Below are 23,838 nucleotides of genomic sequence, written 5' to 3'. Positions count from 1 at the left end.
TCCGTCCCCGGAGGGGCGGGCGCGTCAGCCCGTGACGGCCCCGACGATGCTGACGCCCGCCAGCACCACCATGATCGCCGCCGCGACGCGGACGATCAGCTTCATCGGCACGTGCTTCAGCAGCTTCTGCCCGCCGACGATCGCGATCCCGCCGACCGCGCACAACGCCAGCCAGGAGCCGATGCCGACGGCCAGCGGATCGGCGTACTTGGCGGCCAGGTTGGCGGTCATGATCTGGGTCAGGTCGCCGAACTCGGCCACCGCGACGACCACGAAGCTCGCCCCGGCCACCTTCCAGAAGCTGCTGGAGGACGGCTCCTTGGCGGCGTGCCCGTCATCGTCGCCGCCGCCGTGGAAGAGCAGCATCGCGGCGCCGGCCAGGAACAGCGCGCCGGTGACGCCCTCGACCCAGCGGTGCGGCAGGAGCGAGAGCAGGTGCCCGGCCACCAGGGCGATGCCCACCTGGAGGGCGAAGGCGGCGGCGATGCCCGCGAAGACGTAGCTCGCGCGGTACTTCGTGCCGAGGACCAGGCTCGCCAGGGCGGTCTTGTCCGGCAGCTCGGCCAGGAAGATGATGCCGAACGTCAACGCGGCTACGGTCACACTCATCGGAGGATTCCCTCGGTCGGGCCGCCGGCCCGCGGCAGCTCCGTCAGGGGACGCCTCGGCCCGACAGCACTGGAAACGGTCACAGCACTGCGGCCGAAGGTCTCGCCGACACCGGTCTCACGACCGCGTGCCCCGGGCGCCGGGCCCGTGGGGGCCAGTATGTCGACGGTCCGGTGGAGGGCTACTCCCCTTCAACGCCGTCCAGGGTACCCGACGCCGGGTGGGCCCCCCACCCGGTGGGAGGTCGGCCGCCGTCACCAGCCCGCGCCCGACCAGCTCCAGGACCACCACGACAGCAGCCGCCTCCACCGCCAACAGGCCTACCAGCACGAACAGTTGGACCGCACCGGCCTGCACCGGGGAGGCCCCGCCGAGCAGCATGCCGACGAAGGCACCGGGGAGCGTCACCAGGCCGACGGTCCGCGTCTGGTCCAGGGCGGGGACGAGCGAGGTCGCGGCGGCCGTCCGGCAGATCTCCAGCCGGGCGTCGCGCTCCTCGAAGCCGAGCGCCAGCGCCGCCTCCACCTCGCCGCGCCGCTGCCGCAGCTCGTCCAGGGCGCGCCGCCCGGCGAGCGAGGTGGCGGTGAGCCCGCCGCCGATCAGGATGCCCGCGACCGGGATGACGGACAGGCCCTTCGGCGGCAGCAGTCCGACGGCCAGCAGCAGGACGAGCACCGGCAGCACCCCGGCGCCGATCGGGGCCGCCGCCCACACCCAGCCCGGCCCCGGGGTCATCCGCCGTCCGGCGGTGCGCACCGCGACGGTGAACATCAGCAGCACGAACAGCGCCGACCACCACAGGGAGCCGACCACCCAGGTGATCACCGCTGCGACGGCCGCGAGCTGCACCACCGCCCGCAGCCCGGCCCGCAGCACCGCGTGCCCGTGGCCCAGCAGGCCCCACCCGGCCACCGCGACGGCGGCCAGCAGCAGGACGGCGGCCACCACCCCGAGCGCCGGGGTGACGGGCAGCAGCTGGCCGCCCGACGCGGCGAGCGGCACCCCGGCGCCGGGGTGCCCGAGCAACGGGCTCGGATCCGGCAACGGACTCAGATCCGGCAACGGGCTCAGATCCAGCTGGTGAACCACATCCGGTCCTGCCAGGACGTCAACGGGATCACCTCCGCCGTGTAGAGCGGGTAGAAGAAGGCGAAGCACCCGACGATCGCGAGCACGATCAGCCCGGCCGCCGCCGCGCCGATGCGCCGCCGCTCGGGGGTGCTGCCGGCCGGGCCGAGGATCGCGCCGAGCATCTGGGCGACGGCCAGGCACAGGAACGGCACCAGCACGACCATGTAGAAGGAGAAGACCGTCCGCTCCTGGTACTGGAACCACGGCAGGTAGATCCCGGCCACCGCGCACAGCACGGCGCCCGAGCGCCAGTCGCGGCGGAAGAACCAGCGCCACAGCAGGTAGACGAGCGCGAAGCAGGCCGTCCACCAGAGCAGCGGCGTGCCGAGCCCGAGGATCTGCGCCGAGCAGCCGCCGGGCGTGGTGCAGCCCCGGGTGCCGATCGGGACCTGCTCCCAGTACATGGACACCGGGCGGCCCATGACCAGCCAGCTGAACGGGTTGGACTGGTAGGTGTGCGGGGTGCTCAGCCCGGTGTTGAAGTCGTACATCTGCGAGTGGTAGTGCCACAGGCTGCGCAGCGGCGCGGGCACCCAGCTCATCGGGACCTGCGGCAGCGGGATGCCGAGGACGCTGTCCGGCGAGAGCCCGGCGCGGTCGTCGGCCCAGTGCCGGTCGTACCCGCCGCCGTTCGCGCCGTTGGCCAGCCAGCCGCTCCAGGCGCCGACGTAGACGACGACGGCGGAGCCGACCATGGCGAGGAAGGCGGGGACGGCGTCCCGGCGCAGCATCGAGCGCCAGGGGTGGCGGGCGCCGGCGGCGCGGCGGCCGGACTGGTCCCAGAGGACGGTCAGGATGCCGAAGGCGGCGAGGACCATGACGCCGTTCCACTTGACCGCGGCGGCGGAGCCGACGAACACGCCGGCGGCGATCCGCCACGGCCGCAGGCCGAGCCGGACGGTGTCGCCGTCGGTGACGCCGGCCAGCCGGGCGCGGACGTGGTCGCGGTCGATCAGCAGGCTGCCGAACGCGGCGAGGACGAAGAACATCTGGACGCCGTCGAGCAGGCCGACCCGGCTCATCACCAGCTGGAGGCCGTCGACGGCCATCAGGAGGGCGGCGGTGCAGCCGATCAGGGTGGAGCCGAAGAGGCGGCGGCCGATCCGGGCGAGCATGAGCACGGTGACCGTGCCGAGCAGGGCGGTCATGAACCGCCAGCCGAAGGGGTGCAGTCCGAAGAGCTGCTCGCCCACGGCGATCACCCACTTGCCGAGCGGCGGGTGGGCGACGAACTCCGGGGCGGAGGTGAGCGGGACGCCCTGCGGGACGGCCAGGATGTCGGCGTTGGCGTGGTCCGGCCAGCTGCCCTCGTAGCCCTGCTCGAGCAGGGACCAGGCGTCCTTGGGGTAGTACGTCTCGTCGAAGACGAAGGCGTTGGGGTAGCCGAGGTTCCAGAACCGCAGCAGGCCGGCGAAGAGCGCGACGCCGATCGGTCCGAGCCAGCCGAACCACGCGGCCCGGTCGGCCGCCGCGACCAGCCGCCCGCGCGGGGCCGGTCCGGGGTCCGGGGCCGGTGCCGCCGGGGGGTGCGTGAGCGCCGCTTGCGTCATAGCCTCGCCGATTCGCCGGTGTACCGCTGTGCCAGTGACCGCCGTGCCGGCCGGGGCCGGGCGGTCGACAGGCACTGACACTATGTGGCGGTGGTCGCGAAGCCAAGCGCGACGGGCGCCGGCCGGGTGACCCGGTCGGCGCCCGTGCGCGCGGTGTTCGTCGAGCCCTGCTCACGCGGCCGTCTGGAGCTCCCGGACGGGGATCGCGTGGACGACGGCCGGGGCCGCGTTGTCCTGCTCCGGCGTGAGGTGCGGGCGCAGCCGCAGGGCCAGGGCGACGATCAGCAGGGTGGAGCCCGCCATGGCCGCGAGGTAGAGCGGCCAGGTGCCGGAACCGACCAGCAGCACGCCGACGGCCGGGCCGACCGCGATCGCGATCTGCTTCACCAGGGCGTAGCCGGCGTTGTAGGTGCCGAGCAGCCGGGCCGGGGCGAGGTCGGCGACGATCGGGCCCATGGTGGGCGCGAGCAGCGACTCGCCGACGCCGAACAGGGCGTAGATCGAGACGATCGCGACCGTGGCGGCCATGGTCTCGGTCCGGATCAGGCCGGCCACGAGGGCCATCGTCCAGGCGCCGAGCCAGACCACGCCGGCCGCGGCCATGGCGGTGGTGCGGCGGCGGCGCGCGGTGATCCGCACCATGAACATCTGCAGGACGACGATGGTCAGCGCGTTGGCGCCGATCGCGAAGCCCAGGGTGGAGGGCGCGGTGCCGACGGTGTCGGTGGCGAAGGCCGCGACGCCGGACTCGAACTGGCCGTAGCAGGTGAAGAAGATCAGCCCGGCGAGGACGCAGAGCCGCAGCATCGCCTTGTCGGCGACCAGGGCGCGCAGGCCGGTCGGGCCGTCGGTCTTCTCGTGGACGGCGGTCAGCCGGACCTGGGGCATCCGGGCGGTGCCGGTGACCAGGGCGAGGCCGAGGAAGGTCGCCGCCTCGATCGTGAACAGCCGGGTGAGGCTGGCCGGGTCGGCCACGTTCACGATCTGCCCGCCGACCAGCGCGCCGATGCCCATGCCCAGGTTGACCAGGGTGAACTGCAGCGCGAAGGCGTGCGCCCGGGTGGCCGCGGTCGAGCAGCGGACGATCATCGTGGCGAGCGCCGGCTGGCAGGTGGTGACGCCCGCGCCGAACAGGAACGAGGAGACCAGCAGGGCGGGGGTGCCGGTGGCGTGCCCGAAGGCGAAGGCGCCGGTGGCGGCGAGCGCGGTGCCGGCCAGCAGAACGGGCCGGGGACCGTACTTGTCGATGCCGCGGCCGGTGAACGGCAGGACGGCGAGCGCCGCGAGCGCGAAGACGGTGAACACCATCCCGGCCGCCAGCGAGCCCAGCCCGCGCACCTGGTCCACGTACACGAACATGTACGGCATCGTGAACCCGCTGCCGAACGCGCTGAGCGCGTTGCCGATCTGGACGCGGCGCAGCGGGCCGCCCGCCCCGCGTCGCTGCTGCCTCTGCTGCTTCACCGTGCCGGTCACCGTGCACACCCCTTCTTGGAGATTCGACTGGATACTCTTAAGTCCAGAAGATTTCAGAGCTAAAGTTTGACGAGATAAAGTCTTAGCACCAGAAGAGTGTGGAGTCAAAGGCTTAAGAGATGCACGCCCCCGTGCGACACTGGTCCGCATGACTACGGACAAGCCCGCTCCGGCCAAGCCCAAGGAGCTCGGCATCGCCGAGCAGGTGGCCGTCTACCAGCGGGAGTTCCCCACGGTGGACCCGCAGGTGGAGACCATCGTGCAGACCCTGAACCGGGTCTCGCGGCGGATGGGGGTGGCCTACGACCGTCAGCTGACTGTGCTGGGGATCACGTCCGCGGAGTGGGAGGTGCTGAAGGCGCTGGTGGTCTCCGGCAGCCCCTACCGACTGGGACCGGGCGAGCTGGCCAAGCGGCTCGGGCTGACCCCGGCGGCGATGACGCACCGGATCGACCGGATGGTGGCCGAGGACCTCGTCACCCGGGAGCGGGACGAGTCCAACCGGGTGCGGGTGATCATCGAGCTGACCGAGAACGGCCGCGACAAGTGGCTGGAGTCGATGCGGATGGCGGCGGTGTTCGAGGAGGAGCTGCTCCAGGACATCGAGGGCGAGGAGCGGGCCGTGCTGTCGGCACTGCTGGCCCGGATGCTGCGGCGCATCGAGGAGAGCCGACCGGACGCGTCCGGGCGGGCCGCGGACCTCGCGTAGCGGCCCCGCACATGGCTCCGGCCCGCCGGGGGAGTGTTCTCCCCCGGCGGGCCGGACGTCTTTCGGTTCTCGGTGCGAGGGTCCGTCAGGCCCTCAGTCGTCCTCGGGATGGGGCCCGGGCGTCAGCAGGGGCCGTTGTCGGTCCAGACGCCCCACTGGCCGCTGAGGGTCGGGTCCTCGCCCTTGGTCCACCACTTGTTGGTGTAGTAGTGGCCCTTCCAGGAGACCTTGGTGCCGCCGGCCGCGTAGGTGGCGTTCGGGTCCCAGCTCGGGGCGGCCGGGCAGGTGGCCGGCGTGCCGGTGGGGGTGCCGGTCGGCGTACCGGTCGGGGTGCCCGTGGGGGTCCCTGTCGGCGTGCCGGTGGGGGTTCCGGTCGGGGTCTGGGTCGGGGTCGCGGTGGAGCTCGGGGTACCGGTCGGCGGGGCCGGGCAGGCCGCGGCCGAGCCGTTGGTGGCGTTCACCATCGTGTCGAATAGGGAGGTGTTGGTCCCCAGGTCGTACAGCGAGAAGGCGAAGGAACCGCCGAGGCCGTTGCAGTGGGCGTAGTCGAGCTTGGCCTGGATCGACCGGGTGTCCTCACCGCTCCAGAAGGTGGTGCCGTCGTAGAAGTACGTGGCCTTCGCGGCATCGTCCCAGAAGGTCTTGGACGGGTTGTCGACGAAGCCCGTGAGCTCCTTGTACATCTGGATGCCGGGGACATTGCCGGACATCGCGGCGCCGGCGGCGGGGCTGGCGGCGGGCTGGAACAGGCCGTTCCGGCCGTTGTTCGGGACGCCGGTCCAACCGCGGTAGTAGAACGGCACACCCATGTTGATCTTGTTGGCGGGGAAACCGCCGGGGATGCCGTAGTCCGGGTCGCCGACCGTCCAGGCCTTGACGGCATTATCGATCGAGTACTTGCCGTGGCCCGGCTTGGCCGGGGTCATCGGGTCGTTCGGGCCGGAGTAGAGCGGGGCCTGGTGGTTGGTCGGGCCCTGGGCGTCCCAGCCGCCGTGCATGTCGTAGGTCATGACGTCGAGGAACGTGAGGTACTGGCCGATCTTGTCGGTCTCGACGTTCATGATCTTGTCCTGGCCGGCGCCGACCGCCGCCGACAGGGCGTAGGTCTTGTTGTCGGCCTTGCCCTGCGCGTCCAGCTGGCTGCGGAACTCCTGCAGCAGCAGGGTGTAGTTCTGCTTGTCGGCCGGGCTGGAGATGTTGCCGGTGTGGCCGCCGCCGCCCGGGTACTCCCAGTCGATGTCGACGCCGTCGAAGACGCCGGCCGCCGAGCCCGGGCCACCGTAGCCGGCCTCGCTCGGGAGGTTGCCCTTGATGAACATGTCGATGCAGGACGAGACCAGGTGCTTGCGCGAGGCGTCCGTGGCGGCCGCCGACGAGAAGTACTTGGAGTAGGTCCAACCGCCCAGCGAGATCAGCACCTTGAGCTTCGGGTTCTTCGCCTTCAGCTTCTTCAGCTGATTGAAGTTGCCCGCGATCCCCTGGTTCCAGACGTCGCCGACGCCGTCGACCGAGATGTCGGCGCCGAAGCTCTTCTGGTAGTCGGCGAACGCGTCGCCCGCACCGTCACCCGCGTTGGGGTTGTTGTCGTTCGTGTCCGCGGCCTTGGTGGCCTCGAAACAGCCCAGGTCGGTCGGGTTGATGTTGGCGAAGTCGTAGATCAGGTAGTCCAGCTTCCCGGCCACGCCGGTGTCCTGGATCGTCTTCGGGTAGTACCCGTTCGCGTAGATCGACCACTGGTCGAAGTAGGCGACCTTGATGCCGCCGCTGGTGGCGGGCGCGCCGGTGGAGTTGGTGGTCGCGGCGTTGGCCGCGCCGCCGCCGGAGAGGGCGAGGCCCGCGCCGAGCAGCAGGGAGGCGGTGGTGCCGGCCGCGATCGCGGCCAGGCTCTTCGGGCGCCGACGGCGGACGCCTTCCTGAGCCGGGGTCCCGGCCCTTTCAATGCGTGAGCGCAGCATGGGTGCGTGACTCCTGGGTGTGGGGGTTCCGTCCGCTCCGGGGGCGCCGTCCGGAGTGGGGCCGGACGACCGGAGCATGACAGATCAAGGAAGGGAATCGAGCGGGATCAGGCCGTGACGGACACCGGGATGCGCCGAACCGGCGCCGGCGGCCGTACGGCCGCTGACGCCGGTTCAGGGGCTCCCTGCACCTGGGCAATAAAAATGGACTAGACCAACTCGCCCGTCAAGAGGGGCCGTCGGGCCTTGACCCGCACTTAAGGTTCGCCTCCCCCACGGGCACCCCCGGCCACCTGCGGGCCGAGCCGAAACCCACGCCCTAGTAGCGGACGGCGTTCGCCACGACGGCCTTGACCGTCCCGGACAGGTCACGGTTGCTCTTCGCGGTGGCCTGGGCGCTCTGCCCGGCGGCCACGTCGTCCAGGGTCACCGCCGTCGCGTCCTGAACCTGGCCGGACCCGTCCGTGAAGTTGACCTGGACGACGTACCGGTACGACTGCTGCCCGTGGTTGGTCACGGTCAGCTGCGCCTGCGCCTTGCCGTCCGAGCCGATCGTCACCGCGCCCACCGCGACATCGGCCTTGGCGTCCAGCCCGCCCTTGACCCCCGCCACGGCGGACGAGGCCGCCGAGAACGCCGCCGAGGCCTGCGCCTCCACCGAGGCCACCGCCGAACCGATCCCGCCGGCCGCCGAACCGACCCCGCCGGCCGCCGAGGCCAGCGCGGAGGCCGCCGACGCGGCGGCCGAGGCGCCCTTCTGGATCTCGGTGGCGGCCGTGGACACCGCGCTGCTCGGGCTCTTGCCCGAAGAGCATCCCGCCAGCACCGCGACCGCGACCACCGCGGCGACCAGCACCCCTGCCACGGAGCGGCGTTGGCGGCGTAGCAGCGGGGCGTCCGGTGGCTGCGCGGTGACCCTGTGGGTGACCCGGGTGAGCGGCTGGCGGTCCATGGGCGGTCTGTCCCTTCTGGTGTCCTCTGGCGCTCGGGCAGCCCGGCACGCCTCCCGGCCCACCCTGCGAGACCCCGGGTGGAGCCGCCAGCGGGGTGGCGCCTCCGGGTGAGCCGGGGGACGCCGCCGGCGTCAGGACAGGCCCGCACCCTCCTGCCCCTCCGCCTCCATCACGGCCCGTTCCTCGCGCAGCCGCACGACGTGCCGGCGCCGGGCCACCACGCCGTACGCGGACGCGGCGCTCGCGACGAAGGCCAGCGCGCCGACCCACGGCCGGTCGAAGGCGTGGCCGGTCACGTGGTCGAGCGAGTACCGGCCCGGGCCGGCCAGGCCCAGCGCCAGCCCGGTCGCGCCGAGGAACGCCGGGTACTCGTAGCCGCCGGAGGTCATGAAGAAGCCGGCCGGGGCGTGCACCGCAACGGCGCCGGCCATCGTGCCGGCCACCACCGCGCCGGCCGCCGGCGTGGCGAGGCCCGCCACCAGCAGCGCGCCGCCGCCCGCCTCGCCGAGGCCCGCCGCGATCGCGCTCTCCCTGGCCGGGTGGAAGCCCATGTGCTCCATCGCCTTGGTGGTGCCCTCCAGGCCGCCGCCACCGAACCAGCCGAACAGCTTCTGGGTGCCGTGCGCGATCAGCACCCCGCCGACCGCGCCACGCAGGGCCAGCAGGCCCAGGTCCCTACGGTTCAGACACATGTCGCAACCTCGTTCCCGCGGTGGTGGTCCTCCGTCCATGGGACCCGAGACCGCGCACCCGTTCGAGCCGGGACCGCCATCCGGGCGAATCCTCCGCCGACCGGGAATGGACCGCCGCCCCGGCCCGCGGCCGCGGTCATGCTGGGCGGATGTTCGTCTTCAACCTGGTCAGCGCGTTCATCACCTTCTTCGCCGTCGTCGGTCCGCCGAAGGTCCTGCTCGCCTTCGCCCGGTTGGCCGGCGACAGGACCACCGCCGAGCTGCGGCGGCTGGCGGCCTGGAGCACGCTCGCGGCGGCCGTGATCGGACTGCTGCTCGGCTTCACCGCGGACGGGGTGACGACCTTCTTCCACATCAGCGACCAGTCGCTGCAGCTGGCCGGTGGAACGATCTTCTTCCTCTACGCCGTGGCCCTGGTGTTCGGCGTCCACCTCGCCGAGAACCGGGAGGACGGTCACCTGCCGAACCCGATGCTGGACGGCTTCCGCCAACTGCTCCTGCCGTACGTCGCCAGCCCGCTCGGGATCACGGCCGTCCTGGTGGCCTCGCTCGCCCGGGACGACTGGGCCTGGAAAGCCTCCGTCACCGGGGCCTACGTGGCGGTCGTGCTGATCAACTACGTGTGCGTGGCCCTGCTCGCACCGCTGCTCAAGCGCACCCACCGCACCCTGCTGGAACTGCTCTCCCGGCTGCTCGGCCTGCTGCTGGCGGCGGTGGGCGTCGAGCTGTTCCTGAACGGCCTGGCCGGGCTCGGCGTGCACATCGCCGAGGGGCACTGAGCCCGGCCGGCCGGTCGGTCAGGCCGCCGGGCGGGCGGCGGCGAGACGGGCCAGCACCTCAGCGATCCGCTCCCGCACCAGCGGGTCGGCGACCAGACCGTCCGCACCGACCGCCCCGCGGTCCAGCGGGATCCGGACACAGGCCTCGTCCACGACGGCCGCGCCGGTGTAGCCCAGGACGGTGCGCAGGGTGGCCACGGCGCCCTCGCCGCGGCCGGGGGCGGCGCAGTTGATCCAGGCGGCCGGCTTGTCGGAGATCTCGACCCCGCCGACCGTCCAGTCCAGCAGGTTCTTGAACGAACCGGGCAGCGTGCCGGCGTACTCCGGGGTGCAGATCAGCAGCGCGTCGGCGGCCTCGATCGCGGCGCGCAGCGCGGCCACCGCCTCCGGCAGCGGGTCGGTGTCGTGGTCGGGGTTGAAGTGCGGGAGCGCGGCCAGCCCCTCGTAGTAGGTCGCGCGCAGGCCCGCGGCCCCGGCGGCGAGGGCCGCGGCCGTCCGCAGCACCGTCTCGTTGGAGGATCCGGCGCGGAGGCTCCCGGTCAGAAGCAGGATGTGACGCTCGTTCGACATGCCGAGGAACCTACTCCCCGGACCCCGGGACCGGGCAGTGGGATTTCCCCGGGGCCGCCACGGGACTCACGGCACGACGACCGTGCGCCACGGCACCGGACTGGAGAGGATCATCGAGCTCGACGGCTGGCCGTAGCCGCCGAGCCGGTCGCACAACAGCTCGAACTCGGCCATCGTGGGCGCCGCGACCAGCAGCACGCAGCAGGCCCCGCCGGTGACCCGGTGCAGCTGGAGGACCTCGGGCCAGTTCGCCACCTCCGGGTCGCGCAGCACGCAGCGCGGGCCGTAGCACTGGATCTGGACCAGCGCCGTGATGGGCAGACCGGCGCGGGGAAGGTCCACGTGGGCGTGGTAGCCGGTGATCACCCCGTCCGCCTCCAGCCGCCGGACCCGTTCGGCCACCGCGGGTGCGGACAGGCTCACCCGGCGGGAGAGTTCGTTGTACGAGAGCCTGGCGTCGGCCTGGAGCTCGGCCAGCAGGCGGCGGTCGACGGCGTCCATGGCAGCTCCCTGGGTGGTGTGCGCGTGGCGCGCGAGTGGCTGAAATCGGCGGTCTTACCGATCGTAAAGGGAATCGGCGCAACGCCTCGCGAACAACAGCCCGAGGGCCCGTTGCGGTACCCAGAGGCCATTCAATCCGGGGCCGACACCGCCGCACAATGGGGCCCCCGGTGGAACCAGGCCGTCCGTCTGGTCACCGGGCCCGGGCCGTGGTGCCCGGCCGTCAGGAGGGATCGGGATGGGGCACGACACGGTGGAGACGCCCAGCCTGTCATTCGTCGGGGGCGGGGAGCCGGGTCGGGGCACCCCGTACGCCCGCTACGCGCGCCTGGACGAGCTGCACGGCCTGCAGCACCCGCTCAGCAAGGCGCCGGCCGAGATGTCGTTCATCGTCACCACACAGGTGATGGAGCTGCTGTTCGGCCTGCTGCGGCACGAGTGGGGGCTCGCCCAGCAGGCACTGCGCGAGGACGACCTGCCGGCGGCGCTCGCCGCCCTGCGGCGCGGCACGCACGTCCAGGACGTGCTGACCGAGTCCTGGGACCTGCTCGCCACCATGACGCCGCAGGAGTTCAACTCCTTCCGCGCGCTGTTCGGCGAGGCCTCGGGTTTCCAGTCCTCCGCGTTCCTGCACCTGGAGTTCCTGCTCGGCAACAAGAACGCCGCGCTGCTGAACATGTACGCGGACGCGCCGCGCACCCGCGACGAGCTGGCCGAGGCACTGCGCGCCCCCAGCCTGTACGACGACGCGCTGGCCGTGCTCGCCCGCCGGGGACTGACGGCCCCGCACCTGCCGTCCGAGCGGCGCCACCACGCCTCCCCCGAGGTCGAGGCGGCCTGGCGCCGGGTGTACGCCGAGCCGGAGTTCGCCGACCTCCAGCCGCTCGCCGAGGCGCTGCTGGACGTCGCCGAGCGGGTCACCCGGTGGCGCCAGCGCCACCTGAACGCGGTCCGCCGCACGATGGGCGCCAAGCCCGGCTCGGGCGGCTCCAGCGGGCTGACCTGGCTGCGCAAGTCGGCCGACCAGGACGTGTTCCCGGAGCTGTGGTCCATCCGGGACGAGATGTGAGCGAGGGGCAGGACATGGGCACGGGCAAGATCACGGGTGCGCTCACGCGCGAGGAGTGCGCGGCACTGGACGCCGTCGACCCGCTGGCGGAGTTCCGCAAGGAGTTCGCGCTGCCGGACGGGGTGATCTACCTGGACGGGAACTCGCTGGGCGCGCTGCCGGTGCGCACGCCCGAGCGGGTGCGCCAGGTGGTCGAGGAGGAGTGGGGCCGCGACCTCATCCGCAGCTGGAACGACGCCGGCTGGTTCGAGCAGCCGTACGCGCTCGGCCGCCGGATCGCACCGCTGGTCGGGGCCCGCGCGGACGAGGTCGCGGTCTGCGACACCACCTCGGTGAACCTGTTCAAGGTGCTCGCGGCGGCGCTGCGGCTGCGCCCGGGGCGCGGCACGGTGCTCGGCGACGCCGAGGCGTTCCCGACCGACCTCTACATCGCCGAGGGCGTGACCGGCCTGGTCGAGGGCGCGCGCAGCGTGCTGATCCGGCCGGAGGAGCTGGACGCGCACCTGGACGGGGACGTCGCCGCCGTCGTCCTGTCCCACGTGGACTACCGCACCGGCGAGCTGCTCGACATGCCCGGGATCACCGCGCGCGTGCAGGCCGCGGGCGCGCTGATGATCTGGGACGTGTGCCACTCGGTGGGCGCGCTGCCGGTCGAACTCGGCGCCTCGGGTGCGGACTTCGCGATCGGCTGCACCTACAAGTACCTGAACGGCGGCCCGGGTGCGCCGGCCTTCCTGTACGTCGCCGAGCGACACCTGGCGGCCGGCCCGGTGCAGCCGCTGAGCGGCTGGTTCGGCCACGCGCGGCCGTTCGCGTTCGAGCCCGGGTACGACCCCAAGGAGGGCATCGGGCGCTTCCTGTGCAGTTCGCCGTCGCTGCTCGGCCAGGCCGCGCTGGGCGCCAGCCTGGACGTGTGGGAGCGCGCCGACCTGGCGGCGGTGCGGGCGAAGAGCCTCGCGCTGACCGACCTGTTCATCGCGCTGGTCGAGGACCTGGACGGGATCGAGGTGGCGACCCCGCGCGAGCACGCCCGGCGCGGCAGCCAGGTCGCGCTGCGGTTCGCCGACGGCTACCCGGTGGTGCAGGCGCTGATCGCGCGCGGCGTGATCGGGGACTTCCGCGCGCCGGACCTGATGCGTTTCGGGTTCACCCCGCTCTACCTGTCCCACGTCGACGTCTGGGACGCGGCGCAGCAGCTGGCGGAGGTGCTGGAGAGCGGCGAGTGGCGGGACGAACGGTTCTCCCGCCGGGGCGAGGTGACCTGACCGGGCCCGGGCCTCCCGGACTACGTCGAGCAGGGCGCCGCGGCCGTCGCGACGGCCCGCGAGGAGGCCCTCCGGGACCGCGACCGGCTGGTCGCCGACGCCCACGCCCGGCTCGCCGCCTCCCGGGAACTCGCCGCCGTCCGACTGCGCGACGACGTCGGCGAGCTGGCCGGCGACCTGGCCGGCCGGTGGTCGGCGAGTCGGTGGCCGCTGACACGGCTCGGGCCGCCCGGTCGAGAGTGACCGGGCGGCCCGTCGTGCCGTGGGGGGGTTCAGCTGTGGCGGCCGCGGCGGCGGGCGGCCATCACGGCGAGGCCGCCGAGGACGAGTACGCCGACGCCCGCGGCGCCTAGGACGAACGGGGCGTTGCCCGCGCCCGTCGACGGCAGCTCACCGCCACCGTGATGGTGGTGGCCGCTGGACTCGTGCCCGGTCGGGTGCTGGCTGGTCGGAGCCGGGCCCGAGCTCGACGTCGACGAACTCGCCGAGGGCGAGGTGGTGGTGGCCGACGGCGACGTGGTGCTCGCGGTCGGGGACGGCGACGGGGAGTTCGTCGGAGACGGGGAGCCGGTCGGCGACGGCGAGTTCGTCGGAGACGGGGAGTTGGTCGGGGAAGGCGAGTTCGTCGGAGACGGGGAGTTGGTCGGCGAAGGCGAGTTCGTCGGCGAAGGCGAGTTCGTCGGCGAAGGCGAGTTCGTCGGCGAAGGCGAGTTCGTCGGCGACGGCGAGTTCGTCGGCGACGGCGAAGGCGAGTTGGTCGACGGCGACGGGCTCGGCGTGGCCTTGCACTCCGGCAGGTCCCCGTCGAACGGGTAGCTGTGGATCTCGTAGCCCCCGGTGCCGGTCTGGATCAGGTTGCCCGCCAGGTAGACCCGTCCGTTCATGCCCGGCTGCGCGATGGTCATCGTGCTGCCCGGGTTGCCGGCCATGACCGAGCCCTGGAACTGGGCGCTGCCGCGGATCTCCCCTGAGGTGGCGGTCGGGAAGTTGTACATCAGCTTCGAGCGCATGTCGGTGGTCTGGTCCCCCGCCAGGCCGGTGCCCGTGTAGGTGTTGATGATCGGGTTGTCCCCGAGCATGTTCACCACGACGGTGGCCCCGGCCGGGATGTTGGTGAAGACCAGGCCGATCTGTCCGCCGCTCGGTGAGGCGAGGTTGCCGGTGACGTTGAAGACCTGGCGCATGCTGGTCCCGTCGCCGGTGAAGGTGGCCTGGCTGCTGGTCACGTCGACGTTGCCGGTGGCGCTCGCCCGGCCCGCGCAGTCGGAGGCCTCCTCGATCTGGGTGAGCACGGTCAGGTACGGCGCCGCGGCGTTCGGGTCCTTGATCGCCTGGCCGGTGGGGTCGATGTCGACGGTGCCCGACAGGGTGCCCGCGTAGCGGAGGTTGCCGAAGGCCGGGCCCTTGGAGTCGCTGCCGCCGATCAGGATCCGGTTGCCGGTGTTGACGGTGACGTTGCCGCCGACGGTCACGAAGTCGCTGCCGTTGGGCGGCGGGACGCGCGAGCCGACGCCCACCACGCCCATGTTGAAGGCGCCGCCCCCGTTCTTCCGGAGGGTGAGGTCCCCCAGCGTGACGATCTTGCCCTCGACCTCGGCGGACCGCCCCTCGACGGTGTAGTTGCCGCCGGTGAAGACGTTGATCGTGGCGTCCCGGCCGGTGAAGTCGCCGTTGTTCGGCGGCGGCCAGGTGGACGGGCAGTCGGGCCCGGTGCAGGCGCCCAGCGGCGGCGCCAGCGGCGCGGCGGAAACGACCGACAGCACGGCGGCCATCGGCACCGCGGCGAAGGCGGTGGCGACGGCGATCCGCACGGCCCGGCGGCCGGGAGTCCGCGGTCTCTTCACGGCGGTCGTTCTGTGATCCGGCGTACCGGTGCCCTGACCCATCGACACGTTCCTCCACGCAAGGAAAAAGGCAGGTCGCTCAACCTGCCATCTTCGGGTGATTACCTGGCGATCCCATGGATTCGCGACATGACGTCACAAATCAGACGATTCATACCCTGTGGATCCTCGGATCCGATCCGGGTGTCCATCGAACGGCCGAGCGGGTCGACCGGCCCCCGGGACGCGGGCCCATGGCCTAGGTTGGGGACATGACCACCGAGCCCCACGACCGGCGCCAGGACCGGCCCGCCCCGCTCGTCGCCGTCGCCTCCGCCGAGGCCGTCCTGCGCCGCCCCGAGGTGGGCGAGCACCTGCTCACGGACCTCGAACGGCAGCGCGCGGCACGCTTCCGGACGGAGACCGGACGGGCCGACTTCACCGCCGGCCACCTCCTGGTCCGGCTCTGCGCCGCCCGGCTCCTCGGCGTCCCGGCCGACGGCCTCGCACTCGCCCAGCAGTGCCCCGACTGCGGCCGGGCCGACCACGGCAAGCCCTTCCTCCCGGACCACCCGGACGTGCACGTGAGCCTGTCGCACACCCGGGGCGTGGTCGCCGCGGCCGCCGGCTTCGAGCCCGTCGGCGTCGACGTCGAGCTCGCCGCGCGCGGGCGCTCGCTGGGCGAGGTCGCGCAGCGGGTGCTCGCGCCGGCCGAGCTGGCCCTGGTGCAGGCGGCTCCGGAGCCGGACCGGGCCTTCCTGCGGCTTTGGGTGCGCAAGGAGTCGCTGATCAAGATCGGCCGGACCAGCATGGACACGCTGGCCGCGGTCGACCTCTCCGCCCTGCCACTGGCCGTCCCGGCGGACGGCCCGCTGCGCAGCCGCCACCAGGACCTGCACTTCGTCGACTGGACGGACCCGGCGCACGGCGCCGCGGTGGCGGCGGTCAGCACCGCCGAGCCGCAGGTCGTGGAGCTGACCGCCGGGGCCTGACCCGCGCGGCGGGCGCCGGGGTAAGCGGTGTTAGCGTGCCTGGTCGGGCGCCGGACCTCGGCCGCCCCGCCGAATCGCTGCCCACCGCCGGATTAAGGGTGTCCCCGCCATGGCCAAGTTCCTGCTGAGCCTGCACGTCCTCGCGTCGGTCCTGTTCATAGGCCCGGTCGCGGTGGCCGTCAGCATGTTCCCGCGCCGTGCGAAGGTGGCGCTGGCGGGCGGGCCCGACCGGGCCTCCGATGCCGGCGTGCTGCGGATCCTGCACCGGATCACCCAGGTCTACGCGCTGCTGGGGGTGGCCGTGCCGGTGCTGGGCATCGGGCTGGCCCAGGTGATGGACGTGCTCGGGCAGTCCTGGCTGATCGTCTCGATGGTGCTGACCGCGGTCGCCGCGCTCTCGCTGCTGCTCTTCGTGCTGCCCGGCCAGCAGGCCGCCGTCGACGCGCTCGCCCAGGACACCGGGGACGAACAGCGCGACAAGGCCGTCAAGGGCCTCAAGATGCTGCCCATGACGGCCGGCGTCTTCAACCTGCTGTGGGCGGTCGTCGTGGTGCTGATGGTCATCCGTCCGGGGTCGAGCACCGGCGTCTGAGGCCGGTCGCCGCCGGGGCGCCGGTGAGTCGGGTCGCCGCCGGGGCGCCGGTGATTCGGGTGGACCCGGTCACCGCTGCCGGCCGAACCTCCTGAGCGGGACGCCCGCCCGCTTCACCGCGCGCGCGACGATCGCCGTCTCGGCGCGCGTCACCCCGAGCGGACCGAGGGTGTCCGTGACGAACCGGTAGAGCCCGGTGTGGTCCCGGCAGAACACCGCGGCCATCAGGTTCGTCGGCCCGCTGGTCGCGAGCACCCCGTGCACCTGTGGGTGCCGGGCCAGGGCCGCACCGATATCGGCGAGGCGGCCGGGCGGCACGTCCAGCCAGAGGTTGGCGTCCACGGCCAGGCCGAGCAGCCGGGGGTCGACGGTCGCGTGGGTGCGCAGCAGCCCGGACTCGTCGAGGCGGTGCAGGCGGCGGCGGACGGTCGACTCGGGTGCGCCGACGGCCTCCGCGAGGGCGGCGTGCGACTGCCGGGCGTCCTCGGTGAGCCGTGCCAGCACCGCGTGGTCCAGTTCGTCCAACGGCGGGGGCGTCCGCGGGCGCGGCGCGACGGGCCTGGCGAGCGCCGCGGCCTCGCCAGCCTCCAGGTACCCGGCCTGCCACTGCCCGGCGTCCGCGAAGGCGTGCAGGACGGCGTGGGTGGTGGTCTCCGTGACGGCGGCGGTCGCCGGCAACTGCCCGTACAGCAGGCGGTCGCGGGCGCCGGCGTCGCTCAGCATGACGGCGCCGATCTCCTGGCCGCCGAGCATCACGTCGACGAACGGGACGTCCGGGCGGTCGGCCAGCGCCGTCGCGATGGAGTCCACCGTCCCGCGCAGCACCCGCACGCGCAGCAGCAGCGCTCCGACGGCCGCGTCCTCGACGTCCGGCATCCGTACCACGCGCAGCACGCCGGCCCCCCGCAGCCGGGCCAGGCGGCGGGTGACCGTCCGGGCGGAGACGCCCAGCACCTCGGCGATCCGGCCGGACTCGGCCCGGCCGTCGACCTGGAGCGCGCAGACCAGGCGGCGGTCGAGGAGGTCGAGGACGGTGTCCGGATCGGCCGTCGAGAGGTCCATGGTGTCCGATCTCCATCATTTCCGGCTCTTGAGCGTCCTGTTCGTCCGGTCCGACGGTACTCCTTGTCCTGTGCGGCCGGACGGTCCGGCCAGGAGTGGGGTACGACGATGGGACTGTGGGCGCTGACCGAGGGTGTGGAGGCCGTGGTGCGCGAGGTCGGCGCGAAGCTTGCGGCGCGACGGCCCGCCGAGCCGACCCCGGCGCGGACGGGCGAGGAGGCGGCGGCGCGGTTCGCCGAGATCGACGGGCCCGCCGCAGCCGAACTGCGGGAGCGGCTCGGCTCCCTGCGCCCGGACGCCGGTTGGCTGGACGACGAGTTCGACGGCGCGGTGCCCACCGAGGGCGAGTGGTGGCTGTGCGACGCCACCGACGGCGCGGTGCAGTACCTGCTCGGCCTGCCGTACTGGGCCGTCACCGCGACGCTCGTCCGCGACGGCCGGGCCGTGCTGGCCGTGGTCCACGCGCCCGAGCTGCTCGGCGGACGGACCTACCGCGCCGTGCTCGGCGGCGGTGCCCACCTGGACGGGCGGCCGATCGCGCCGCTGCCGCGCGCACTGGGGTCGGCCGTCGCGGCGACCAGCCAGCCGCCGACCGTCGCCGGCGACCCGGTCGCCCTGCGCCGGGCGGGCGAGTCGCTCGCCGCGATGGCCGGCGCCGTCGTCGCGGTGCGCAACCTCGGCCCGACCGCCCTCCAGGTGGCGCAGGTCGGCTCCGGGCATCTCGCGCTGTTCTGGGAGTACGGCGCCGACGCGCCCAACCTGCTGCCCGGCGCGCTGGTCGCGAGCGAGGCGGGCGCGACGGTGACGGACACCGCCGGGGCGGCCTGGACGGCCGCGTCCGACGGGTTCCTCGCCGCCGCGCCCGGACTGCACGCGGACGCGGTCCGGGTCCTGCGGAACGTCGACTGACCTGCTGCGAGCGATCGTTCGGCGTCCTACACGGGCGGGCCGCCGAGACCGAACAGGCCCGCCGCGTTGTCGTGGCAGACGGCCCGCAGCCACTCCTGCCCGAGGCCCAGCCCGGCCAGCGCCTCCAGCTGGTGGACGTACCGGTACGGGATGTTCGGGAAGTCGCTGCCGAGCAGGACGCGCTCCTGCAGCCCGCGCAGGCGCGGGAGTTCGTCGCGCGGGAACGGGACGTCGGCCTCGGCGAAGTCGGTGAACGCGATCGTGGTGTCCAGCCGGACGGCCGGGTGGCGCTCGGCGAGGTCGAGGAAGTCCCGGTACTCCGGCATGCCGAGGTGGGCGACCACCAGCACCAGTCCGGGGTGCCGGGCCACCACCTCGCCGATCGGCCCCGGACCGGTGAACTTGCCCGGCACCGGCCCGGATCCGCAGTGCGTCACCACCGGAGTGCCGCTCTCCGCCAGGAGCCCCCACACGTCGTCCAGCCGCGCGTCCGCCGGGTCGTAGCCACCGACCTGGAGGTGTGCCTTGAACACCCGGGCACCCTCGTCGATCGCGCGGGCCACGTACTCCCCCGCCCCGGGCTCTGGGAAGAACGTCGCGGTGTGCAGGCAGTCCGGCGTCCGGGCGGCGAAGTCGGCGGCCCACGCGTTCAGCCAGGCGGCCATGCCCGGCTTGTGCGGGTAGAGCATGGAGGTGAACGCGCGGACGCCGAACTCCCGCAGCCGCTCGACGCGCCTCTCCTCGGCCTCCCGGTAGGTGATCGGCCAGGGGCGGTTCACCAGCGGGCCGGCCGCGTCGAAGTACGCCCACACCTTGTCGAGGACGTTCTGCGGCATGAAGTGGGTGTGCACGTCGATCAGGCCGGGCAGGCCGAGGTCCCGCCAGAACGCCCGGACGGCCACCGCCTCGGCCCGGTCGTCTCCCCCGGTGCTCCGGACGTGACCCCCGGCGATCCGGTCGCTGTCGTCGGCGCCGTGTTCGTTCATGCGGGCACCGGGCGGGCGCGGTCGATGATCTCCGCGACGTCGACGCCGGGCGGCAGCGTGCCGAACGCACCGCCGTGGTCGCCGCCGAGGCGGGTCGCGCAGAACGCGTCGGCCACCGCCGGGTCGCCGTACCGGACGAGCAGCGAGCCCTGGAAGGCCAGCGCCATCGCCTCGACCAGGCGGCGGGTGCGGTACTCCAGGTCCGTCAGGTCGGAGAGCTGCTTGCGGAGTTCGGCGACGGCCGTGTCCAGGCGGCGGTCCGCGCCGGCGGCCGAGTCGAGCTCGCCGAGGAACGCCTCGACGCTCTCCGGACGCTTGGCCATGGCCCGCAGCGCGTCCAGGGCGGCGACGTTGCCCGAGCCCTCCCAGATCGAGACCAGCGGCGCCTCGCGGTAGAGCCGCGGCATGCCGGACTCCTCCACGTAGCCGTTGCCGCCCAGGCACTCCAGCGCCTCGGCCGCGTGCGCCGGACCGCGCTTGCAGACCCAGTACTTGGCGACCGCCAGGCCCAACCGCCGCACCAGCGCCTCGTTCTCGTCCCCGGCGAGGGCGAGGTCGGTGGCGTGGGCCAGCCTCATGGCGACGGCGGTGGCGGCCTCGGACTCCACGACCAGGTCGGCGAGCACGTTGCGCATCAACGGCTGGTCCACCAGCGCCTTGCCGAACGCCCGCCGGTGGACGGCGTGGTGGACGGCCCGGGTCGCGCCGTAGCGCATGCCGGAGGCGCCGCCGACGGTGCAGTCGAGGCGGGTCATGTTGACCATCTCGATGATGGTCGGCACGCCCCGGCCCTCCTCGCCGACCAGCCAGCCGACCGCGCCGTCGTACTCCAGCTCGGCGGAGGCGTTGGACTTGTTGCCCAGCTTGTCCTTGAGCCGCATCAGGTGGAGGCGGTTGCGGCCGCCGTCCGGAAGCACGCGCGGCAGCACGAAGCAGCTGAGCCCACCCGGCGCCTGGGCGAGCGTCAGGAAGAGGTCGGACATCGGCGCCGAGGTGAACCACTTGTGGCCGGTCAGGCGGTACGTGCCGTCCGCGTGCGGGGTGGCCGTGGTGGTGTTGGTGCGGACGTCCGAGCCGCCCTGCTTCTCGGTCATCGACATGCCGGCGATCAGTCCGCGCTTGGTGCGCGGCTCGCGCAGCCCGAAGTCGTACTCCGTGGCGGCCAGCAGCGGCTCCAGCTCGGCCGCCAGGGACGGGTTCGCCCGCAGGGCCGGGACGGCGGCGTAGGTCATCGAGACCGGGCAGGTGTGGCCCGCCTCGACCTGGCCCCACACGAAGAACTTCGCGGCCCGGGCGGAGTGGGCACCGGGCCGGCCGTCCCGCCAGGGCGCGGCGTGCAGGCCGTGGGAGACGGCGGTGCGCATCAGCTCGTGCCAGGCCGGGTGGAACTCGACCTCGTCGATCCGGTGGCCGAAGCGGTCGTGGGTGCGCAGCACCGGCGGGTTCTCGTTGGCCAGCCGGCCCCACTCGGCGGCCTGCTCGGAGCCGGCCAGGCGGCCGAGTTCGCGCAGCTCGGGCTCGGCCCAGCCGGCATCGGCCCGGCCCAGGGCGGCGAGCAGGGTCGGATCGGCGGCGGTGTCGTGTCCGTACGGCAGGGGCACCTGGTTGGTGACCTCATGCGTCGCTGTCATCGCGTCCTCCCAGGGCACGCAGGGTGAAGGAGACCAGGGCGGGGACCACGTCGGCGGTGGTCCGTTCGGGTCCGGCCCCGGCGGGGGTGGTGCGGGTGTGGTTGCCGTCGGCCGGGCCGGCGTCCGTCGCGTTGCCGTCGGCCGGCTCGGGCTCGGCGCGGGCGGGCTCGGCGCGGGCGGGCTCGGGCTCGGGCTCGGGCTCGGCGGCCAGGGGGCCGGCCAGGGCCTCGCCGACCGCGCCGACCAGGGCGGCGGCGGTCAGCACCGGATCCTGTGCGGGCAGCCGCCCGGCAGCCACGGCGGCGGCGATCTCGGCCGCGATCACGTCGCGGAACGCCCGCCGGAACACCAGGCGTTCGGCGTCCACGACCGCGTCGGCCGGCTCGACCAGCAGGGCGTACGCCAGCCGCGGCGCGCGCAGGGCGCGGGCGGCGAACGTCTCCACGACCGCGGCGATCCGCTGTTCGGGCGTCTCCCGGCGGGCGACGGCCGCGTTCACCGCGCTGATCTCGCGCGTGACCACCCGGCGGAACAACTGCACCGACAGCTCGGCCTTGTTGGTGAAGTGCTGGTACACGCTGCCGGTGGCGATCCCGGCGCGGTCCGCGACCGCGGCCATCGTGCAGCCGCCGTACCCTCGCTCGGCCAGCAGGCCGACGGCCGCCTGCAGCACGGCCTCGCGCTGAGCGTCCAGGCGGGCTTGGACGGCGGGGGTACGTCGGTAGGCCATGGAAGCATTGAAGCACCGATTCACAGCTTCGGGGAGAGGTTCGGCGAACCGACCCGGCGGACGCGAGAGCCGGACGCGAGACGAAGCAGGAGCAGGACGCGAGAGCCGAAGCAAGAGCAGGACGCGAAAGGCCGCCCCCCTCGAATTCGCCGAGCGGAGGCGGCCTTACTCCGGGCGTGGTACCCGGCTACGGCACTAGAGCGGGTGGCGCTCCAGCTTCTGGCCCTCTTCGTCGAGCGGGCCGAACGGCGGGATCCGGTACTGCGCCGACGGTGCCTGCGACTGCGACTGCGACTGCGACTGCGACTGCGCGAACGAGCGAGCGTCGTCCTGGTCACCGGCCAGGCCGGCCCACTCCAGCACCTTGGCGGTCGCCGCGGCCGACTCCTCGGCCGGCAGCTTGGCGATGTTGGAGCCGTGGTTGCCGCCCGGGACGGTGTAGACGTAGCAGTCGTCACTGCCCCAGCCGAGCTCGAACGGCTTGGCGCCCCACGGGTCGTTGCCGCCGTAGACGAAGATGATCCGCTCGGCCTCGCGCTTCACCCAGCGGTCGATGTCGGGCATCGCCTTCGGGTTGAAGGTCGTCGGGATCTCCTTGGGCACGTACGCGCGGGGCGCGTACAGCTCCTTGTAGTCGTAGTGCAGGAGGTCCTTCAGGTACGAGACGTCGAAGTAGGGCGCGCCGAGTTCGGTCGCGGCCTGGTAGTAGTACGCGGTGTACTTGGCGAGACCCTGGTCGCTGGAGCTGGTCACGCCCTCCTGCGCGTCGAACCACTTGTACAGCTCGTCGTCGGTCGCGGTGGCCGCCACCGGGACCTTCGCGCAGTCGGACTGCATGCTGTACTGCCAGAACCCCCAGACCACGTCGAGCACGCTGCCCTCGTAGGCCCGGTCCACCGAACCGAGGACGGCGAAGGTCGAGCCGGCCGCCTTGTTGTCGGCCGTGAAGCGCGCCTCCAGCCGGTCCCGGCGCACCAGCAGCTCGCGCTGCACCGCAGTGAGCGCGGCCCGGCACTCGGGGGTGCCGACGTTCCGGAAGAACTCGGAGTACGGCGTGTCGTCGTTCACGTCGGTGTTGTTCGGCGCGACGTACGCGATCGTGCCCGCCACGTCGTCCGGGTAGAACCGGCGGTAGTAGGTGGAGGACATGCCGCCCTTGCTGGCGCCGGTGGAGAGCCACTCGTGCTGGTAGATCTCCTTGAGCGCGGTCACGATCCGGTGCGAGTCGGCGGCCGCCTGGCGGATGCCGGCCTTGCTCCAGTCCGCCGGCTCCGGGCGCGACGGGGTGAAGTACCGGTACTCGATCGAGACCTGGTTGCCGTCGACCAGCCGGGTCGGCTCGGTGCGCGACGGCGTGGTGCCCAGCGTGTAGCCGTTGGTGTAGAAGACGGTCGGGCGGTCGTAGCCGCGGTGCAGCACGCTGATGCGCTGCTGGAAGGTGCCCAGCCAGGGGCGGAAGTGGTCGATCGGCTGGGTGTAGGTGAGGAGGAAGTACCGGTGGTCCGCGTCGGTCGGCTTCTCCTCGGTGATGGTCATCCCCGGGATCGCCGCGAGGCGGGCCTTGATGTCCGCGGTCGGGTCGGCGGCGACGTCGCGCTGCGCGTGGGCGGCGCCCGCGGCCGCGCCTTGGGCGATCGCCGTGCCCTGGGCGAACGCCGGGGCCTGGGCGAACGCCGGGGCCGCCAGGCCGCCGCCGGCGCTCAACAGCGGTATCAGCAGGGCGGAAACCAGCAGTCTTCTGAACCTGGTGCTCATCAACTCTCCATCTGGTCAACGGATATGACAGCTGCCTCGTCGGCACTACTCTGCGGTGCGGTTGGTGCGGCGGCCGCCCGGCGGACGGCCGAATGGGCC

The 23,838-nt window shown here is 73.2% G+C and carries 22 protein-coding genes; 7 read left to right on the top strand and 15 right to left on the bottom strand.

The features are described 5' to 3' along the window. Positions 1-24 precede the first annotated feature (24 nt). The 4 genes from AB0C76_RS07955 to AB0C76_RS07940 form a co-directional block, all read right to left on the bottom strand. Complete coding sequence (locus tag AB0C76_RS07955) at positions 25-609, bottom strand: TMEM165/GDT1 family protein (protein ID WP_359961357.1); 585 nt, start codon at positions 607-609, stop codon at positions 25-27. Between the two features lie 117 nt (positions 610-726). Next, positions 727-1,611: an ABC transporter permease gene (locus AB0C76_RS07950; RefSeq protein WP_359961665.1), complete on the bottom strand. Its 885-nt coding sequence runs from the start codon at positions 1,609-1,611 to the stop codon at positions 727-729. Positions 1,612-1,676: 65 nt separating this feature from the next. Continuing rightward, positions 1,677-3,290: a phospholipid carrier-dependent glycosyltransferase gene (locus tag AB0C76_RS07945; protein WP_359961354.1), complete on the bottom strand. Its 1,614-nt coding sequence runs from the start codon at positions 3,288-3,290 to the stop codon at positions 1,677-1,679. 171 nt (positions 3,291-3,461) lie between these two features. Then, complete coding sequence (locus tag AB0C76_RS07940; protein WP_359961351.1) at positions 3,462-4,766, bottom strand: MFS transporter; 1,305 nt, start codon at positions 4,764-4,766, stop codon at positions 3,462-3,464. Positions 4,767-4,914: 148 nt separating this feature from the next. Between AB0C76_RS07940 and AB0C76_RS07935 the strand changes: the two genes are divergently transcribed. Further along, positions 4,915-5,475 carry a MarR family transcriptional regulator gene (locus AB0C76_RS07935; RefSeq protein ID WP_359961348.1) on the top strand — a complete coding sequence of 187 codons (561 nt, stop codon included), beginning with the start codon at positions 4,915-4,917 and terminating at the stop codon, positions 5,473-5,475. 122 nt (positions 5,476-5,597) lie between these two features. On the opposite strand, the gene AB0C76_RS07930 is transcribed toward AB0C76_RS07935, so the two are convergent. The 3 genes from AB0C76_RS07930 to AB0C76_RS07920 all read right to left on the bottom strand — a co-directional run bounded on the left by AB0C76_RS07930 (position 5,598) and on the right by AB0C76_RS07920 (position 9,075). Beyond that, positions 5,598-7,430 (bottom strand): glycosyl hydrolase family 18 protein, encoded by a 1,833-nt coding sequence (locus tag AB0C76_RS07930; protein WP_359961345.1) that lies wholly within the window; start codon positions 7,428-7,430, stop codon positions 5,598-5,600. Positions 7,431-7,749: 319 nt separating this feature from the next. Next, positions 7,750-8,382: a hypothetical protein gene (locus AB0C76_RS07925; protein ID WP_359961342.1), complete on the bottom strand. Its 633-nt coding sequence runs from the start codon at positions 8,380-8,382 to the stop codon at positions 7,750-7,752. A 132-nt stretch (positions 8,383-8,514) separates the two neighbouring features. After that, positions 8,515-9,075, bottom strand: coding sequence for a DoxX family protein (locus AB0C76_RS07920; protein WP_359961340.1), 561 nt, complete (start codon positions 9,073-9,075; stop codon positions 8,515-8,517). A gap of 149 nt (positions 9,076-9,224) precedes the next feature. Here AB0C76_RS07920 and AB0C76_RS07915 point away from each other — a divergent pair, with 149 nt between their 5' ends. Continuing rightward, positions 9,225-9,854 carry a MarC family protein gene (locus AB0C76_RS07915; RefSeq protein WP_359961338.1) on the top strand — a complete coding sequence of 210 codons (630 nt, stop codon included), beginning with the start codon at positions 9,225-9,227 and terminating at the stop codon, positions 9,852-9,854. Between the two features lie 18 nt (positions 9,855-9,872). On the opposite strand, the gene AB0C76_RS07910 is transcribed toward AB0C76_RS07915, so the two are convergent. Continuing rightward, on the bottom strand, positions 9,873-10,424 hold the full coding sequence (locus AB0C76_RS07910) for an NADPH-dependent FMN reductase (protein ID WP_359961336.1): 552 nt from the start codon (positions 10,422-10,424) through the stop codon (positions 9,873-9,875). Between the two features lie 66 nt (positions 10,425-10,490). Then, positions 10,491-10,925, bottom strand: a complete 435-nt coding sequence (locus AB0C76_RS07905) for an Lrp/AsnC family transcriptional regulator (protein ID WP_359961334.1) — start codon at positions 10,923-10,925, stop codon at positions 10,491-10,493. 238 nt (positions 10,926-11,163) lie between these two features. Here AB0C76_RS07905 and AB0C76_RS07900 point away from each other — a divergent pair, with 238 nt between their 5' ends. Both AB0C76_RS07900 and kynU read left to right on the top strand, forming a co-directional pair. Further along, entirely contained in the window at positions 11,164-11,994 is an 831-nt protein-coding gene (locus tag AB0C76_RS07900) for a tryptophan 2,3-dioxygenase family protein (protein WP_359961331.1), read from the top strand. A 14-nt stretch (positions 11,995-12,008) separates the two neighbouring features. Next, positions 12,009-13,259: a kynureninase gene (kynU, locus tag AB0C76_RS07895; protein WP_359961328.1), complete on the top strand. Its 1,251-nt coding sequence runs from the start codon at positions 12,009-12,011 to the stop codon at positions 13,257-13,259. A gap of 272 nt (positions 13,260-13,531) precedes the next feature. Here kynU and AB0C76_RS07890 read toward each other — a convergent pair whose 3' ends face one another. Beyond that, positions 13,532-15,103, bottom strand: coding sequence for a choice-of-anchor A family protein (locus AB0C76_RS07890; RefSeq protein WP_359961325.1), 1,572 nt, complete (start codon positions 15,101-15,103; stop codon positions 13,532-13,534). Between the two features lie 251 nt (positions 15,104-15,354). On the opposite strand from AB0C76_RS07890, the gene AB0C76_RS07885 reads away from it, so the two are divergent. Next, entirely contained in the window at positions 15,355-16,074 is a 720-nt protein-coding gene (locus AB0C76_RS07885; RefSeq protein WP_359961322.1) for a 4'-phosphopantetheinyl transferase superfamily protein, read from the top strand. A 109-nt stretch (positions 16,075-16,183) separates the two neighbouring features. Next, a complete protein-coding gene (locus AB0C76_RS07880) occupies positions 16,184-16,666 on the top strand; it encodes a DUF2269 family protein (protein WP_359961319.1) in 483 nt (160 codons plus the stop codon). Between the two features lie 69 nt (positions 16,667-16,735). Here the strand turns inward: AB0C76_RS07880 and AB0C76_RS07875 are convergent, their stop codons facing one another. Continuing rightward, complete coding sequence (locus AB0C76_RS07875; protein WP_359961316.1) at positions 16,736-17,728, bottom strand: Lrp/AsnC family transcriptional regulator; 993 nt, start codon at positions 17,726-17,728, stop codon at positions 16,736-16,738. 108 nt (positions 17,729-17,836) lie between these two features. Between AB0C76_RS07875 and AB0C76_RS07870 the strand changes: the two genes are divergently transcribed. Next, positions 17,837-18,637, top strand: coding sequence for an inositol monophosphatase family protein (locus tag AB0C76_RS07870; RefSeq protein WP_359961313.1), 801 nt, complete (start codon positions 17,837-17,839; stop codon positions 18,635-18,637). A gap of 26 nt (positions 18,638-18,663) precedes the next feature. Here AB0C76_RS07870 and AB0C76_RS07865 read toward each other — a convergent pair whose 3' ends face one another. From AB0C76_RS07865 to AB0C76_RS07850, 4 genes are all read right to left on the bottom strand, one after another. Next, a complete protein-coding gene (locus AB0C76_RS07865) occupies positions 18,664-19,623 on the bottom strand; it encodes an amidohydrolase family protein (protein WP_359961310.1) in 960 nt (319 codons plus the stop codon). After that, complete coding sequence (locus AB0C76_RS07860) at positions 19,620-21,254, bottom strand: acyl-CoA dehydrogenase family protein (protein WP_359961307.1); 1,635 nt, start codon at positions 21,252-21,254, stop codon at positions 19,620-19,622. Before AB0C76_RS07860 ends, AB0C76_RS07865 begins: the two co-directional genes overlap by 4 nt. Further along, positions 21,238-21,984: a TetR/AcrR family transcriptional regulator gene (locus AB0C76_RS07855; protein WP_359961304.1), complete on the bottom strand. Its 747-nt coding sequence runs from the start codon at positions 21,982-21,984 to the stop codon at positions 21,238-21,240. The genes AB0C76_RS07860 and AB0C76_RS07855 overlap by 17 nt, the downstream gene beginning before the upstream one ends. Before the next feature lie 195 nt (positions 21,985-22,179). Continuing rightward, the gene (locus tag AB0C76_RS07850; protein WP_359961301.1) at positions 22,180-23,739 is read right to left on the bottom strand and encodes a S28 family serine protease; all 1,560 of its coding nucleotides are present in this window, start codon (positions 23,737-23,739) and stop codon (positions 22,180-22,182) included. Positions 23,740-23,838 lie beyond the last annotated feature (99 nt).

The organism is Kitasatospora sp. NPDC048722, assembly GCF_040650235.1.
Taxonomy (GTDB): domain Bacteria; phylum Actinomycetota; class Actinomycetes; order Streptomycetales; family Streptomycetaceae; genus Kitasatospora.
The sequence above is the reverse complement of the archived record's forward strand: the minus strand, read 5'-3'. Positions and strand labels throughout refer to the sequence as shown.

Excerpts from the sequence above, each read along its gene's own strand:
- AB0C76_RS07925 (WP_359961342.1), bottom strand. The coding sequence starts at position 8,382 with ATGGACCGCCAGCCGCTCACCCGGGTCACCCACAGGGTCACCGCGCAG.
- kynU (WP_359961328.1), top strand. The coding sequence starts at position 12,009 with ATGGGCACGGGCAAGATCACGGGTGCGCTCACGCGCGAGGAGTGCGCG.
- AB0C76_RS07910 (WP_359961336.1), bottom strand. The coding sequence starts at position 10,424 with ATGTCGAACGAGCGTCACATCCTGCTTCTGACCGGGAGCCTCCGCGCC.
- AB0C76_RS07880 (WP_359961319.1), top strand. The coding sequence starts at position 16,184 with ATGGCCAAGTTCCTGCTGAGCCTGCACGTCCTCGCGTCGGTCCTGTTC.
- AB0C76_RS07905 (WP_359961334.1), bottom strand. The coding sequence starts at position 10,925 with ATGGACGCCGTCGACCGCCGCCTGCTGGCCGAGCTCCAGGCCGACGCC.
- AB0C76_RS07865 (WP_359961310.1), bottom strand. The coding sequence starts at position 19,623 with ATGAACGAACACGGCGCCGACGACAGCGACCGGATCGCCGGGGGTCAC.
- AB0C76_RS07870 (WP_359961313.1), top strand. The coding sequence starts at position 17,837 with ATGGGACTGTGGGCGCTGACCGAGGGTGTGGAGGCCGTGGTGCGCGAG.
- AB0C76_RS07875 (WP_359961316.1), bottom strand. The coding sequence starts at position 17,728 with ATGGACCTCTCGACGGCCGATCCGGACACCGTCCTCGACCTCCTCGAC.
- AB0C76_RS07935 (WP_359961348.1), top strand. The coding sequence starts at position 4,915 with ATGACTACGGACAAGCCCGCTCCGGCCAAGCCCAAGGAGCTCGGCATC.
- AB0C76_RS07930 (WP_359961345.1), bottom strand. The coding sequence starts at position 7,430 with ATGCTGCGCTCACGCATTGAAAGGGCCGGGACCCCGGCTCAGGAAGGC.
- AB0C76_RS07900 (WP_359961331.1), top strand. The coding sequence starts at position 11,164 with ATGGGGCACGACACGGTGGAGACGCCCAGCCTGTCATTCGTCGGGGGC.
- AB0C76_RS07955 (WP_359961357.1), bottom strand. The coding sequence starts at position 609 with ATGAGTGTGACCGTAGCCGCGTTGACGTTCGGCATCATCTTCCTGGCC.
- AB0C76_RS07945 (WP_359961354.1), bottom strand. The coding sequence starts at position 3,290 with ATGACGCAAGCGGCGCTCACGCACCCCCCGGCGGCACCGGCCCCGGAC.
- AB0C76_RS07860 (WP_359961307.1), bottom strand. The coding sequence starts at position 21,254 with ATGACAGCGACGCATGAGGTCACCAACCAGGTGCCCCTGCCGTACGGA.
- AB0C76_RS07920 (WP_359961340.1), bottom strand. The coding sequence starts at position 9,075 with ATGTGTCTGAACCGTAGGGACCTGGGCCTGCTGGCCCTGCGTGGCGCG.
- AB0C76_RS07855 (WP_359961304.1), bottom strand. The coding sequence starts at position 21,984 with ATGGCCTACCGACGTACCCCCGCCGTCCAAGCCCGCCTGGACGCTCAG.
- AB0C76_RS07885 (WP_359961322.1), top strand. The coding sequence starts at position 15,355 with ATGACCACCGAGCCCCACGACCGGCGCCAGGACCGGCCCGCCCCGCTC.
- AB0C76_RS07850 (WP_359961301.1), bottom strand. The coding sequence starts at position 23,739 with ATGAGCACCAGGTTCAGAAGACTGCTGGTTTCCGCCCTGCTGATACCG.
- AB0C76_RS07915 (WP_359961338.1), top strand. The coding sequence starts at position 9,225 with ATGTTCGTCTTCAACCTGGTCAGCGCGTTCATCACCTTCTTCGCCGTC.